The following is a 14,455-nucleotide window of genomic DNA, read 5'->3' as shown; positions in this document are numbered from 1 at the left end:
GTTGGACCTAGGCTGGTGCAGTGACCTTCCTTGAACCCCTTACCCTGACTGGCCGGTATGTAACCCTGGAGCCGCTGAATCCGGACCATCACGACGGCCTGGTTGATGCTGCCCGCGACGGCGAGCTGTGGCGCCTCTGGTACACCTCGGTGCCGTCGCCGGACGAAATGGCAGCGGAAATTGAGCGGCGGCTTGCCCTGCAGGAGCAGGGTTCCATGCTGCCGTTCACCACCCGGCTGATCGACGCGGCCACCGGCGGCCCCGGCAGGATCATCGGAATGACCACGTACATGAATGTCGACGCCGGCACTCCCCGTGTTGAGATCGGCTCCACCTGGAACGCCGCCTCCGTGCAGGGGACCGGGACCAACTCGGACTCCAAGCTGTTGCTGCTGCGTCACGCCTTTGAGGTTCTGGGCTGCCCGGCCGTGGAATTCCGGACGCACTGGCTCAACCACCAGTCACGCGAGGCCATCGCCCGGCTGGGCGCCAAGCAGGACGGTGTGCTCCGCAGCCACTCGCGGTCCCGCGACGGCATCCTGCGCGACACCGTGGTGTTCTCCATCCTCGAACACGAATGGCCCATGGTCCGGGCGGGCCTGGAGTACAGGCTGGCCCGGCGGGGGTAGGGGCTGCCGGGCTACTGGCCTGCGGGCTCGGCCGGCCCAACCGCCGCCAGGAGCGCTGAGGCGTATGCCCGATGCCCCGCCTGATTGGGATGGAAGTTGTAGTCGGCCCCGAAGTCACTTGGTGACAGCTGGAGCCACGGGGCTGCTGAGTTAACGGCGTGTCCGGCAAACTCGTCGGTCACGTCGACGTACAGCAGGTCCGTTCCGGGCCACGCCTGGGTGGCCCGAACAGCTTTTTCGATTGTCGCATTCACCGCAGACGTGGCCCCATTCATGAGCACCTGATTCTCCCGCGGAATCGGCTGTATTTCGCTGGCCCGATCGAACAGCAGCGGGTAGCCCAGCACCACCGTCTGTGCACGTGGTGCCGTGACTTCTATGGCTAAGTATGTCCCGACGAGACTGGCTGTCAGGAAAGCAAGGGCTTTGGGGGAGGTGGCCTGCTCAACAGCTGCTTTGCACGTGCTCTCATCCGAGAAAGCGCAAACTCCCAGCACCCGCGCGAAACCCAGATCATTGGCTCCTGCGGTAATCGAGACCAGGTCTGTCTTAACCGAGAGGGCTTTGCCGCGCACCTGGAACCTGATCTGCTCGTGGACGGTGGGCGTGTAGATAACGGGGTCAAATGTAGGGCTAAGTCTGGAGAGCACAGCGCCATGGCAGGCCGCATTCGCCACGAGCTTGATCCCCTTGCTCTTTCCCACCAGATCGACGTACCCCGGCTGGCTCTGCCAGCAGTCCACATCTGCCGGGCGTTCCGGCGCCCCCGCCCCGGTCCCCGCGGTGTATGAATCACCAAGGGCCACATAGTCAACCTTTGTCTGCGACGCCTCGGCCGGAATGGCTGCGACGCCAAGTGCCATGGCCACGGTGGCAAAGGCTGCGGCAAAAGCCGAGCGCCGCCGTCGTCCTGCTGGATTTCGCATCTTGTTCCCCTTCCAACGCCGGCCGCGAACGCGGCGCGAGCAGCTAATCGACACGGTATACCTCGGGACGGAAGCGGTCACTTGCTGGGTGTACCCCAATTTCGAGACCGGCCTATACCTCTGACACGTGCGACTGATGTGACTGATGTGATTAGCTGTCCGGATGAACACAGCAGACGGGCCCATGGACTGGGATGGTGCTGTCAACGCGTGGCATGTGGCCGGCGGCGTCTACCGGATGGGCAGGCGGGAATGGCTGACGGAGGTTGGCTGGCGGCAGGCGTACGACGACGGCATCCGCACGGTCATTGATCTCCGCAACGCTGCCGAGGTGCGGCGACGGGACACCGACCCGGTAGTGACGGAGGCGGCATTAGCCGGGGTAATCGTTGTTTCCGCTCCCACCGAAGAGCCGGGAGATCGCCGCTTTACAGATCTATCCGGCCCCTACCTCAACGACCCTGCCTTTTACGCGGATAACGCGCGACTCTTCCCGGAGAAGCTGGCGGGAGTCTTCCGTGAGCTGGCCGCAGCATCGGCGCGCGGCGGCGCTGTGCTCCACTGCGCAGCCGGCCGCGACCGCAGCGGAATGGTGGCCGCCATGGTCCAGGACCTGGCGGGGCACTCCGACCAGGTCATCGCCGATGGCTATCGGCGCGCAGCCCGCGGCATCAACGAGCGCTACCGCACCCATGGCCCGCCGCACGCACGGGAACGCTACGTTGAGGAAACCGAGCTGGCGCCGCTGCTTCAGGAGCGTGGCAACGCGGTGGTGGAATTTGTGCGGAGCCTCGATACCCGCTCCTACCTCTTGCGGCACGGCCTCAGCCCGGCTGAGCTGGATGCGGTCCTGGCCCTCTGCGGCGCCGGAGTGTCCCGATGAGGGCCGGCAAAGTGATGAGCGCCGGCAAGCTTCCGCGTTTCCTGGCCGCCGGCGCGGCTGCGGGAGTATTGGCGTCCTCTGTTTTTGCCATAAATCCGGTCTGGGCGGCAGACGAGCCTGAACTGACTGAGCCTCCCGCCGTCGTCACTGATATCAACAGCAGTGGCCTGTCTGAGGTTGCCCTGGAGGAAGCAGTCCTGCGTGACCTGGAAATGACTCCCGCGGAGTTTGCTGCGGCAGGGCAGTTAGGTGCCGAGGCAGCCGAGGTGGCCACTCGGCTGCGGGACGTCCCCGGCTACTCGGGGATCGGGCTCCAGGACGGGCAGATCGTGGTCTCGGGCGCTGGAGCAGAGCTGCAGGCGGAAGTTGCCGTGCTTGGACAGACCGTCCCGGCCCTTGCGCTGGAGGACGCCCCCGCTCCGGTGACGGCGGAGGAACCTGGCGACGACACTGCGCCAAGCCAGGGCAGCGAGTTGGCCGTCAGTGTCGAGCAGTTGTTCCAGGCGTATATCGGTGAAGTCGGCACGGAAGGCCTGCAGGCCGTAGTGGCCTCCGGCGGAAAGTTCGTCATCCGGACCGGCGGCGTCAATTCGCCGGAAGCGGGGTCGGATGCCGCTGCGGGTGGCACCGGTCAGGATGGCTCAGACACTGGTGCTTCGACGGCTGCCACTGCCGCTTCTGACTCCGGCAAGAAGTCCCCTTCTGAATTCGTGGCCCGGTTCGCCAATGTTGAGCTCGACGGCGGCGCTCCGCTCGCGCCTGAGGCTGACGTTGCCGGGGGAGTTGGCTACATTGCCGATACCGGCTGGGTCTGTTCGACAGGTTTCTCTGCCTTCGACCCCGCAGGGCTGCCGACAGTTCTCACCGCGGGCCACTGTGCCTCCGACGGTGCTGCCGAAACGGCAACATTGGAATTCCAGTTCACCCAGACAGGGCTCCTGGGCAGGTTTGGCTTCAGCCAGTTCGGCGGCCCGGGTAACTCGTGGGTCCTCGACCCTGACAGCCCAACCGGTCCGGACAACACCGCACTTACGGACCCCGGCAACGTGGGAACCGACATTGCCGTCGTTGAATCCCTCCGCCCCGATCTGGACCCGCTTCCGGCGGCCAGCACTTGGGGCGACGCCTCGCAGCCGGAACCTGACGTGAAGATCATCGGCGCGGCCGAACCGATTGCCGGCATGTCCGTCTGCCGTTCCGGCAGGACCTCGGCCTGGTCCTGCGGCAAGATTGATGCTGTGGGAATCTTCATGGTTCCCGGCCCTACATATGTAGAACCAACTGATACAAGCGATCCCGCTGAACCCCTCGACATGCGGGCCTTCAAAGGCTTCCTGTCTTACGACGTCCAGTCCAGCGGTGGGGACTCCGGTGGACCTTACATCAGCGGAAACTACGCTGTGGGAACTCACGCTGCCGGGGACACTCCCGACGAGGATGGCAACGTGATCCAGAATTTTGCGGTAGGTGCCACCCTTACTGAAAGCCTCAAGGTTCTGCCCGGCTACCAGCTGGAGCTGTTCCTTAACAAGCCGGTGGTGACGATGCCGGCACGGGGCGCCACGTATGAGGCCGGCCAGGTCATCAGCGGCGAGGTCCCGGCAGCACCGGTCTCGGCGATTGCCGCCGGGTCGAAAGTCCGCATCACCATTGAGGGGCAGCAACCGTTCGAGGTCTCCGTTGATGACGACGGCGCCTGGGGCTTTCCTGCCCCCGAGGGGAAGGAGCCGCTTCGGTTCACGGCCGAGACAATCAACGGCTACAGTGTCTCCGGAGCCAGCAGCTTCGAGTTCGCCCCCGCTGTACCGGCTGAACCCGCTGCCGCGGCTGAACCGGCTGAACCCGCTGCCGCGGCTGAACCCGCTGCCGCGGCTGAACCCGCTGCCGCGGCTGAACCCGCTGCCGCGGCTGAACCGGCTGCCGCGGCTAAGTCGGGACCACCGGTACTGCCGGCTTCCACGGACGGGCCGCCCGCCGTCGTCGTTAACCCACCAGTCCACACCCCTCCCGCTGACCTCGCCAATACCGGAGGCAACGGCGACCGGAGGTATATCGGCACGCTCGCCTACACCGGCCCGTCCCCGCTTCTTCCCGCGGCAGGTGCTGCGGTGGGCGCGATCGTCGTCGGTGCCGTGCTGATGGCGCTGGTCCGGCGTCGGAAGCGCCAGACCCGGCGCTGACGTTACGGCACCCTCAACCACCCGTGGCGAACGGGTTCACGCCGGCCAGCCGGATCATTTTTTGTGGCGGCGCATCAGCAGGTTGGTGATGCGCATCGTGCAGAGCCGCTGGCCGGCCTCGTTGATGATGACCACCTCGTGCGTGGTGAGTGTTCCGCCGAGATGGATCGGTGTGGCCGTGATGGTCACCTGGCCCTCCCGCGCCGAGCGGTGGTGGGTGGCGGAGACGTCCACGCCCACCGCCGTCTTGCCCAGGGTGCTCGCATGGATCACGGCCGCCCAGGACCCCACAGCTTCGCCTACGGCCAACGACGCGCCGCCGTGCAGCAACCCAAAGGACTGCCTGTTCCCCTCCACGGGCATGGTGGCCACCACTCGCTCCACCGACTCCTCGAGGATCTTCACGCCCATCTTCTCGTCCAGCTCACCGAGGGTAATCTTCCACAACTCGTGCGCATCGGGGTGGTTCTCCACAGCTGCATCCTTCGGTGACGGGGCGCTCATATGTTCTCCTTCTGGGCGGCCAATTCAGGCCCGGCCTTCTAGTGTGCACCACGGGCTTTCATGTATGGTGAATATATTACCGAACGGACGGTCAGTAATCACTGGCCGCCTTTGTATGCCCCTTGTTGGAAGGACCCGTCAACGATGACCACCACCGCCACAGCTCCCCAGGCCACGGTCGACACCGTGGAGACAGTGCCCAGCTTCATCATGGATGTGTGGTGGACGCCCGACGACGCTTCCACGGGTTCCGCTGTCCCCGTACGTGATGCGAGCACGGGGGAGATCCTGGCCAAGGTGAGCACGGAGGGGCTGGACCTTTCCACCGTCGTCGACCACGGCCGGACCACCGGACAGGCCGAACTCGGCCAGCTGACCTTCCACCAGCGCGCGCTCAAGCTCAAGGAGCTGGCGCAGTACCTCCACGCACGGCGTGAACACTTCTACTCCTTCTCCGCCCAGACCGGCGCCACCAAGATCGATTCCATGATCGACATCGACGGCGGCATCGGCGTCCTCTTCACCTTCGGCTCCAAGGGCCGGCGCGAACTGCCCAACTCACAGGTGGTGGTGGACGGGCCCATGGAGGTGCTGTCCAAGGACGGCTCCTTCGCCGGCGAACACATCTACACCCGCATTCCGGGCGTCGCCGTGCAAATCAACGCCTTCAACTTCCCCGTGTGGGGCATGCTGGAGAAGTTCGCGCCTGCCTTCATCGCCGGCGTTCCCACCATCGTCAAGCCCGCCACCCCCACCGGCTATGTGGCGGCGGCCGTGGTGAAGGCCATCGTTGAATCCAACATCCTGCCCAAGGGCTCGCTGCAGCTGATTTCAGGTTCCGTCCGCGGGCTGCTTGATGTGCTGGACTACCGCGACCTGGTGGCCTTTACCGGCTCTGCCTCCACCGCCCTGTCCCTGAAGTCCCACCCCAATGTGGTGCAGGGCGGGGTGCGGTTCACCTCCGAGACCGACTCCCTGAACGCCGCCATCCTCGGCCCCGACGCCGTGGAGGGCACACCGGAATTCGACGCCTTCGTAAAGTCTGTTGTCACCGAGATGACTGCGAAGGCGGGGCAGAAGTGCACCGCCATCCGCCGCGCCATCGTCCCGCAGGAGCTCGTGGCCGCGGTCTCTGCCGCCGTCGGCAAGCGGATCTCCGAACGCATTGTCTTGGGCGACCCGCGGGCGGACGGGGTCACCATGGGCGCACTCGCCTCCGTGGAACAGCTCGAGGGCGTCCGTGCCGCCGTGCAGTCAATGCTCGACGCCGGCGGTGAGCTTGCGTACGGAACGCTCGAATCGCCGTCGGTCACCTCCGCCGACGGGTCTACGGGCGTGGTGGACGGCGGAGCCTTTATGGCTCCCGTCCTGCTGAACTGGCAGGACCCCGAGGCGGAGGAAGTCCACTCGCTGGAGGCCTTCGGTCCCGTCTCCTCCGTCATCGGCTATAAAGACATTCCCGATGCCATCCGCCTCGCCGCCCGAGGCAACGGCTCCCTCGTGGCCTCGGTGTGCACCAACGATCCCGCCGTGGCCCGCGAACTCGTGATGGGAATCGCCGCCCACCACGGCCGCGTCCTGATGCTCAACCGCGAGGACGCCCGCAGCTCCACCGGCCATGGCTCGCCCGTGCCGCACCTGGTCCACGGCGGCCCCGGCCGGGCAGGCGGCAGCGAGGAACTGGGCGGTATCCGCTCGGTGATGCACCACATGCAGCGCACGGCCATTCAGGGCTCGCCTAACATGCTCACGGCCGTCACAGGCGTCTGGCATGCCGGCGCGGACCGCAATTTCACCCTTGAGACGGAGGGAACCCACCCCTTCCGTAAATCACTGGAGACGCTGCGGATTGGCGACGCCGTCCGGTCCGACCTCCGCCAGGTCACCCTGGAGGATATTTCGGCCTTCGCCAACTCAACCGGCGACACGTTCTACGCCCACACCAACCAGGAAGCCGCGGAAGCTAACCCGTTCTTCCCGGGCATCGTGGCACACGGCTACCTGCTGCTCGCCTGGGGAGCGGGCCTGTTCGTAGAGCCGGCTCCGGGCCCGGTGCTGGCCAACTACGGGCTGGAGAACCTGCGCTTCATTACGCCGGTGGCCGCTGGTGATTCCATCCGCGTAACGCTGACCGCCAAGAAGATCACCCCGCGCGAAACGGACGAGTACGGCGAGGTTGCCTGGGACGCGGTGCTCACCAACCAGAACGACGAGATCGTGGCCACCTACGACGTCCTCACCCTGGTGCAGAAGTAGCCCCTCAACGCCCTATCACCTTTCGCACGTTTTTCCGGAACGCCCCATCACCTTCCGCACGATTTTCCGGAAGCCCCATCACCTTCCGCGGGAGGTGATGGGGCGTTTGGCGGTTTGCTGCGGGATGTGATGGGGCGTTCCGGGCGGCGCTTTTCTGGCCGCCCGGGCGTAAAATTCTGCCCGTAGGAGGTGGCCACATGACCCTAAGAATGAACACAGCCACCACCGTCCTGCCAGTTGATGATCCGATGCGTGCCCGGAGGTTCTACACCGAAAAACTCGGGCTCCCGCACCACGGCATGACAGACGATGGAAGCGAACTACTCGGCACCAACGGCGGCCCGATGCTGCAGCTGATGCCCGTCTCGGACGGAAAGCACTCCGAGCACACTGCAATCAGCTTCGAGGTTACGGACATCGAGCGGACAGTCCGGGACATGGAAGCAAGGGGAGTGCAGTTCCAGGACTACGACCTGCCCAACCTCAAGACCGAGAACCACATCTGCACCACCAACTCGGAAAAGTGCGCCTGGTTCATGGACACCGAGCGCAACATCCTCTGCGTCCACGAGGCACTTGGCGTCCAGGCCGAGTACGAACTCTAAGGAACCCTGGTTGAAGCGGTAGGGGCGCCCCGCCAGGCGGGGCGCCCCTACCGTCGTTCTACATTAGGCAGTGTTAGGATTCAGCACCGCTGTGCAGGCCGTCGTCGCTGCTGTCGTCCGACGGCGCCGCCCCGGTCTGGTCCGCAACGTCCATGTTGCCGCGGGCTTCGTCCATGGTGGGGCCGCCGGAGGGGACGCTGTAGGTGTCCGGGCGGATGCCGTGGGACTGTTCCTCGATCAGCGCCTGCTCTTCGCTGAAGCGGATCGCGTTTGCCTCATCTGCGGCATCCTGCGGAATGTCCTCGCGGACTTTGGACGGGTCCGGGATGATGAAGCCGGCGTTCGGTTCTTCCTTGGGGCTCATTGTCTAACCTTCCTTTTGGTTGTACTACTCGGTGGGCCGGTCGATAAGGTCCGCTTTGATGTCCAGCGTCTGGTCATCACGCCGGACTTTGAAACCGACGGTATCGCCGGGGTTGCGGTTCCGGAGCTCAGCCAGGAGCTTCTCGGGCGCGTTCAGCTCCACTCCCTCCATGGATTCCAGGACATCACCCGGGCGGATTCCGGCCCGGCCCGCCGGGCCGTCCTCGTCCACGGACAAAACGACGACGCCGGTGGTTGCGTCGATGCCCAGCTGGTCTGCGATCTGCGGTGTCAGTTCTCCCGGGGTGAGGCCGAGATAGGCGTGTTCGGCCGTGCCGTCGGCGAGCAGTTCCTCCGCCACCTGGACAGCGGTGGCCGCAGGGATGGCAAAGCCGAGGGAGACGGCGCCGGCGGACGGTGGGATGTAGGCCTCGCTGATGCCGATGATTTCACCGCGCATGTTGATGACTGCACCGCCGGAGTTGCCGGGGCTGATGGGCGCGTCAGTCTGGATCAGGTCCACCAAGGAGAGGCTGTTGGAGGCGGAACCCGGAATTGAACGGTGGAGGCCGGAGATGATGCCTGCGGTAGCGGTGTTTTCAAAGCCCAGTGGGGAACCCAGGACCAGGGCACCTTCTCCCACACGGGGAAGGCTGTTCTGGTAGGCGGGCTTCGGCAGGCCGGTGCGGTTCGCCTGAACCAGGGCCAGATCTGTGACAGGATCCGTGGCCCGCACGGTCCCCTCTACCCGCTGCCCGTCCGCGAAACCGACCTCAACTTGGGTGTTTCCCCGAATCACGTGCTCGTTGGTGAGGATGAGGCCGTCCTCGGAATAGACCACACCGCTGCCCACCCCGCCCTCGGTGAAGATGGTCACCACGGACGGGGCCAGGTTCTCCACGAGCTGGGGAATGTCGCCGGCGGCATCAGGAGCGGGGGCGGGGGCGCCGGGGGAGGCGCTGGCTGAACCGCCGGTACCAGGGGAGGTGCCGGCCGACGGCGAGGTGCTGGCACCCGCTGTACTGGCCCCCGAGGTTTCAGTCGGGGCAGGGGGATCCTGGGATGTGCAGGCGGTCAGGGTCAGCGAGGTTGCCAGCACCACGACTCCGGCAACCGTGCCAACGCGGGCGGAACGGCGTAATCCCTGGCTGATACTGGTGCTCATGGATGACCTCCTGCGGATGCTGTCTGGTCCTACCACCGTAACCGGGCAGCCGCAGAAATACCAAGCACACTTAGTATCTTGGTTGGAAGAGGGGAGCCTAGGGCTGGGAGTGGAGCCCGTCGAACGCCATGGTGATGACGTCGTCGGCAAGCTTTTCGGGCGAAAGGGACCCGCCGGGCTTGTACCATTCCACGATTGAGTTGATCATGCCGAACAGGAGCCGGGTGACGGTCCGGGGATCGATGTCCTGCCGCAGCGAGCCCTCGTCGCGGGCGTTGGAAATCAGTGCGGCCACCTTATGGTCGAAGGTGCGGCGCCGTTCCAGCGCGTCGCGTTCAATCTCTGTGTTGCCGCGCAGGCGCAGGAGCAGCGTGACGAACGGCAGGCGGTCCACCAGGACGGCCACCGTCTGCCGGAGCACAAACTCAAGCCGGGCATCGGCTGCGCCGGAGGTAGCCTCGGGTTGTTCGAGGATGGCCTCAAGGCCCCCGAGCGCGTGGTCAAGGGCGAGCTTGAGGAGGTCTCCCTTGGACGGCACGTGGTGGTAAATCGCCGACTTGGAGATGCCGAGGTTGTCCGCCAGGATGCCCATGGACGTAGCGTCGTAGCCGTGCCGGTTGAAAACGTCGACGGCGATGCGCAGCACCGACTGCTGGTCGTATCCGGGCCGGCCGCGCTTGGCTCCGGCGGCGGTACTTGCTGTTTCAGTGGTGCTGGGCATGGTGCCTAGTTTCTCATGATCGGTCGGTCAGGCTGCGCGTGTGCTCCTAGCCTTTCGGCCGCAGGTCGTAGATGCGCCGCAGCTTGCCGTTGGACCGCTCAAGCGAGCCCGGCTCCACGACGTCCACGGTGCACGAAGAACCCACATGGATCTTGATCTGCTCCTGCAAGGCGCGCGCCGCCGTCGCGCTCTGCTCAGTGGTGACGGCGTCACGCCGCTCAATGCGGACGGTGAGCTGGTCCATCCGCTGCCCCTCGGGACGGGTGAGTTCCAGCTGGAAGTGCGGGCTGAGCTCGGGGATCCGCAGTGCGATTTCCTCGATCTGGGACGGGAAGAGGTTCACGCCGCGCAGGATGATCATGTCGTCGCTGCGGCCGGTGATCCGGCCCATCCGGCGGTGCGCGGGGCGGGCTGTACCGGGCAGGAGCCGGGTGAGGTCCTTGGTGCGGTAGCGGATGATGGGCAGCGCTTCCTTGGTGAGCGAGGTGAAGACGAGTTCGCCGTGTTCGCCGTCGCGCAGGACGTTTTCCTTGCCCACCACCGGGTTGAAGGCGTCGATGATTTCGGGCCGGAAGTGGTCCTCCCAGATGTGGCTGCCATCCTGGGTTTCCACTGCCTCGCCGGCGACGCCCGGGCCCATCACCTCTGAAAGCCCGTAGATGTCGCACGCCTTGATGTTCATGGTGACTTCGAGTTCGTGCCGCATCTCCTGGGTCCACGGCTCGGCACCGAGGACGGCGAACTTCAAGGACGTGGAGGCCGGGTCGATGCCCATGTGTGCCATCGCGTCGGCGATGGTCAGCAGGTACGTCGGCGTGGCCAGGATGGCGTCGGGCTTGAAGTCCTGGATCAGCTGGATCTGGCGTTCGGTCTGCCCGCCGGACATCGGGATGACTGTGCAGCCGAGGGCTTCTGCTCCGGCGTGGGCGCCCAGGCCGCCGGTGAACAGGCCGTAGCCGTAGGCGTTGTGGACCTTCATGCCGGGTCGGATGCCGGACGCGCGGAAGCAGCGGGCCACGAGTTTGGCCCAGTCTGCCAGGTCCTGCTTGGTGTAGCCGACGACGGTGGGCCGGCCCGTGGTGCCCGAGCTGGCGTGCACGCGGGCTACTTCGCTCTGCGGGACCGCGAACATCCCGAACGGGTATTCCGCGCGCAGGTCTTCCTTGGTGGTGAACGGGAAATTGCCGAGGTCGCTGAGTTCGCGCAGGTCGCGGGGGTGGATGCCGGCGTCGTCGAACTTGCGCTTGTACAGGGGCACCCGCTCGTAGGCGTAGGCCACCGTGTGCTGGAGCCGGGTGAGCTGCAGGGCCTCGAGCTCGTCGCGGGAGATGGTCTCCTCGCGGTCCAGCACGGCGTCAGGCGCTGCGGCGGACGTAGCTGCGGTCGGGGCGGGGGTTTCGGGGGCGTGGAGGGTCATGGTTGTCCTACTTCTTGGGGATGGTCCGGCTGCGTCCGCGGAACTCTGCGATGAGTTCGCCCGGGGCAGGCGCGCCGGCGTCGGCAGCGAAAATCTGGATGTCGTAGAGGCCGCTGCGCCCGGCGCTGGAGCGGCGGTCGGCGACGGCGGTGATCACCTGGCCGCGGTAGGCCGGCTTGAGGAAGTTGATGTCGACGCCGGCGGCCACAGTGATGTTGTTTTCCTCGCCGGGTGCCGGGTGGACCGGGTTACAGGCCATGGCGAAGGCGGAGTCCGCGAAGGCGAAGATCATTCCGCCGTGCGCCATGCCGAAGCCGTTGAGCATCTCCTGGCGAAGCGTCATCCGGATGGTGGCGTGCCCGTCGCTGACGGCGAGGACCTCGATTCCCATCCATATGGAGGCGTAGTCGTTTTCCAGGATGGGGTGGATCGCCCCGGAAACTGTTGTTTCAGCCATGCGTCATTGCCTCCAGCTTTATTTACCGAATGTTCATTAGGTAATCCCATGAGGGGGTCCGGTGTCAAGGCCATGCGGGCTTCGCGAGGTGGCACTTCCCGGCAGTCCCGGGGGCGGATATTGCTGCGAAGTGTCATCTCGCGCAGGTGGAAGTGCAAGGATGGAAGGACCGGCACCAGCACACCAGCAAAAGGGCGGACCATGGCCAAAAGCATCTACGTCAGCGCAACCACCCCCGGATCGGGCAAATCCCTCGTGGCCCTGGGCCTGGCGGACACCCTGCACCGCCACGCGGACAGGATCGGCTTCTTCAAACCCGTGGTGCACGGCCCGGACGCGGCGGACGATCCCATGGTGGCCCTCATGAAGGCGCGGTTCGCGCTGGAGGATGAGCGCTGCCGCGGCGGCCTCACCCACGAGGAGGTCCGCTCCCTGCTCGCCGAAGGCAAACGCGAGGAGATCGATTCGCGCTGCGTGGAGATCTTCGCCGAAATTTCCCGCCACTGCGACGTGGTGATTGTGGAGGGCACGGACCTCACTGGCCAGGACGCCGCCGTCGAATTCGACCTCAACGCGCGCCTGGCCAACAACCTGGCCGCCCCCGTGGTTGCCGTTGTCGGCGCCAAGGGACGGACCGTGGCGGAGGCGGCGGCCGCCGTCGAGGTTGCCCGCAAGGAACTCGCCGCCGAGAAGTGCGCGCTGCTGGCCATCATGGTGAACCGCGCTGACCCGGACGACGTCGACGCCATCGCCGCCGCCGTCAAGCCCGGCGCCTCCAAGCGGCCGGTCTACGTCCTGCCGGAGCTGGAGGAAATCGCCCGGCCCACCACGGGGGAAGTGGCCGCCGCGCTCGGCGTCCGGCAGATTGCCGGCCGGGCGGACATGGAGCGCGACGTCCGGGACATCAAGGTGGCCGCCATGAATGTGGGCAACTTCCTGAACGTGCTGGACGAGGGCGCCCTGGTGATCGTGCCGGGGGACCGCGCCGACGTGATGGTGGCCTGCCTCGCGTCGTCCTTCTCGCCCGAGTTTCCGGTGGCTTCAGCGCTCATCCTCACGGGCGGTCTGGCGCCGGACGCCAACATCTATCCCCTCCTGGCCCAGGCACCGTTCCCGGTGTTCGCCGCCCAGGAGGACACCTACACCACCGCCCGCCGCGTCGCGGAAGTCCGGAGCGAGATCTGGTCAGGGCACCGCCGCAAGGTGGCCTCGGCCCTGGGACTCTGGTCCCGCAGCGTGGATGAGGCCGAACTGGTGGAGCGGTTGCACCTGCCGCGGGCCGAGCGCATGACCCCGCTCCGCTTCCTGCACGATCTCATCGAACGTGCCCGGGCCCAGCGCCGCCACGTGGTCCTCCCGGAAGGGACTGATGTACGGATCCTGCGCGCGGCGGAAATCCTGCACCGGCGGGATGTTTGCGACCTGACAGTGCTCGGACCGGAATCGGACGTGCGCGAGCTTGCCGCTGCCCGCGGTATCGATCTGTCCGGAATCAACATCGTGGATCCCGCCACCTCGGACCTGCGGCAGAAGTTCGCCGAGCAGTACTCGGAACTGCGGGCGCACAAGGGTGTGGACCTGCCCAAGGCCCTGGAGATCATGCAGGATGTCAGCTACTTCGGCACCATGATGGTCCAGCTGGGGGTGGTGGACGGAATGGTGTCCGGGGCTGCCCACACCACGGCGCACACCATCCGGCCCGGGCTGGAGTTTGTGAAGACGCGGCCGGGCGTGAAGATCGTGTCCTCCGTGTTCCTGATGCTGATGCCGGACCGGGTGCTGGTCTACGGCGACTGCGCCGTCAACCCGGACCCGAACGTGGAGCAGCTGGCGGACATCGCGCTGGCCTCGGCGGAGACCGCCGTCCAGTTTGGCGTGGAGCCGCGGGTTGCCATGCTCTCCTACTCCACCGGCGGTTCCGGGTCCGGCTCTGCGGTGGACCAGGTGCGGCAGGCCACCGAGCTGGTCCGCCAGCGCCGGCCCGACCTCGCCGTCGAAGGCCCCATTCAGTACGACGCCGCCGTGGACGCTTCGATCGCCGAGTCCAAAATGCCGGGCTCCTCGGTGGCCGGGCAGGCCACCGTGTTCATCTTCCCGGACCTCAACACCGGCAACAACACCTACAAGGCGGTGCAGCAGAGTTCCGGTGCTGTCGCCGTCGGGCCCGTCCTGCAGGGTCTGCGGAAGCCGGTCAATGACCTGTCCCGCGGCTGCACGGTGGAGGACATCGTGAACACGGTGGCCATCACGGCCATCCAGGCGCAGGCGCCGGCCGCGTAAGAGCGGCCAAGGCCGTGTAAGCAAAAGGACGACGCCGGCACCCGGTTGGGGTGCCGGCGTCGTCCTTTT

At 66.0% G+C, this 14,455-nt stretch carries 13 protein-coding genes; 6 read left to right on the top strand and 7 right to left on the bottom strand.

The window, feature by feature from the left end:
- The first annotated feature begins 20 nt into the window (after positions 1-20).
- On the top strand, positions 21-629 hold the full coding sequence (locus tag M1D93_RS15645; protein ID WP_461172390.1) for a GNAT family N-acetyltransferase: 609 nt from the start codon (positions 21-23) through the stop codon (positions 627-629).
- An 11-nt stretch (positions 630-640) separates the two neighbouring features.
- Here M1D93_RS15645 and M1D93_RS15640 read toward each other — a convergent pair whose 3' ends face one another.
- Positions 641-1,555 carry an SGNH/GDSL hydrolase family protein gene (locus tag M1D93_RS15640; RefSeq protein WP_461172389.1) on the bottom strand — a complete coding sequence of 305 codons (915 nt, stop codon included), beginning with the start codon at positions 1,553-1,555 and terminating at the stop codon, positions 641-643.
- A gap of 163 nt (positions 1,556-1,718) precedes the next feature.
- On the opposite strand from M1D93_RS15640, the gene M1D93_RS15635 reads away from it, so the two are divergent.
- Together M1D93_RS15635 and M1D93_RS15630 are read left to right on the top strand one after the other, a co-directional pair.
- On the top strand, positions 1,719-2,438 hold the full coding sequence (locus M1D93_RS15635) for a tyrosine-protein phosphatase (RefSeq protein WP_461172388.1): 720 nt from the start codon (positions 1,719-1,721) through the stop codon (positions 2,436-2,438).
- Positions 2,435-4,618, top strand: coding sequence for a S1 family peptidase (locus M1D93_RS15630; protein WP_461172387.1), 2,184 nt, complete (start codon positions 2,435-2,437; stop codon positions 4,616-4,618). Before M1D93_RS15635 ends, M1D93_RS15630 begins: the two co-directional genes overlap by 4 nt.
- A gap of 54 nt (positions 4,619-4,672) precedes the next feature.
- Here the strand turns inward: M1D93_RS15630 and M1D93_RS15625 are convergent, their stop codons facing one another.
- Positions 4,673-5,122, bottom strand: coding sequence for a PaaI family thioesterase (locus M1D93_RS15625; protein ID WP_461172386.1), 450 nt, complete (start codon positions 5,120-5,122; stop codon positions 4,673-4,675).
- A gap of 144 nt (positions 5,123-5,266) precedes the next feature.
- Between M1D93_RS15625 and paaZ the strand changes: the two genes are divergently transcribed.
- A complete protein-coding gene (gene paaZ, locus M1D93_RS15620) occupies positions 5,267-7,378 on the top strand; it encodes a phenylacetic acid degradation bifunctional protein PaaZ (RefSeq protein ID WP_461172385.1) in 2,112 nt (703 codons plus the stop codon).
- A 197-nt stretch (positions 7,379-7,575) separates the two neighbouring features.
- Positions 7,576-7,983: a VOC family protein gene (locus tag M1D93_RS15615; protein WP_461172384.1), complete on the top strand. Its 408-nt coding sequence runs from the start codon at positions 7,576-7,578 to the stop codon at positions 7,981-7,983.
- A 73-nt stretch (positions 7,984-8,056) separates the two neighbouring features.
- On the opposite strand, the gene M1D93_RS15610 is transcribed toward M1D93_RS15615, so the two are convergent.
- The 5 genes from M1D93_RS15610 to M1D93_RS15590 all read right to left on the bottom strand — a co-directional run bounded on the left by M1D93_RS15610 (position 8,057) and on the right by M1D93_RS15590 (position 12,106).
- A complete protein-coding gene (locus tag M1D93_RS15610; RefSeq protein ID WP_461172383.1) occupies positions 8,057-8,347 on the bottom strand; it encodes a hypothetical protein in 291 nt (96 codons plus the stop codon).
- A gap of 24 nt (positions 8,348-8,371) precedes the next feature.
- The gene (locus tag M1D93_RS15605) at positions 8,372-9,511 is read right to left on the bottom strand and encodes a S1C family serine protease (RefSeq protein ID WP_461172382.1); all 1,140 of its coding nucleotides are present in this window, start codon (positions 9,509-9,511) and stop codon (positions 8,372-8,374) included.
- A gap of 97 nt (positions 9,512-9,608) precedes the next feature.
- Entirely contained in the window at positions 9,609-10,232 is a 624-nt protein-coding gene (locus tag M1D93_RS15600) for a TetR/AcrR family transcriptional regulator (RefSeq protein WP_461172381.1), read from the bottom strand.
- 46 nt (positions 10,233-10,278) lie between these two features.
- Positions 10,279-11,649: a phenylacetate--CoA ligase PaaK gene (paaK, locus tag M1D93_RS15595; protein ID WP_461172380.1), complete on the bottom strand. Its 1,371-nt coding sequence runs from the start codon at positions 11,647-11,649 to the stop codon at positions 10,279-10,281.
- A 7-nt stretch (positions 11,650-11,656) separates the two neighbouring features.
- Complete coding sequence (locus M1D93_RS15590; protein ID WP_461172379.1) at positions 11,657-12,106, bottom strand: hotdog fold thioesterase; 450 nt, start codon at positions 12,104-12,106, stop codon at positions 11,657-11,659.
- A 201-nt stretch (positions 12,107-12,307) separates the two neighbouring features.
- Here M1D93_RS15590 and pta point away from each other — a divergent pair, with 201 nt between their 5' ends.
- The gene (pta, locus tag M1D93_RS15585) at positions 12,308-14,386 is read left to right on the top strand and encodes a phosphate acetyltransferase (RefSeq protein WP_461172378.1); all 2,079 of its coding nucleotides are present in this window, start codon (positions 12,308-12,310) and stop codon (positions 14,384-14,386) included.
- Positions 14,387-14,455 lie beyond the last annotated feature (69 nt).

This window comes from Arthrobacter sp. Z1-9 (assembly GCF_054792695.1).
Note: the sequence above shows the minus strand (reverse complement) of the source record. Positions and strands in the feature narration are given on the sequence as shown.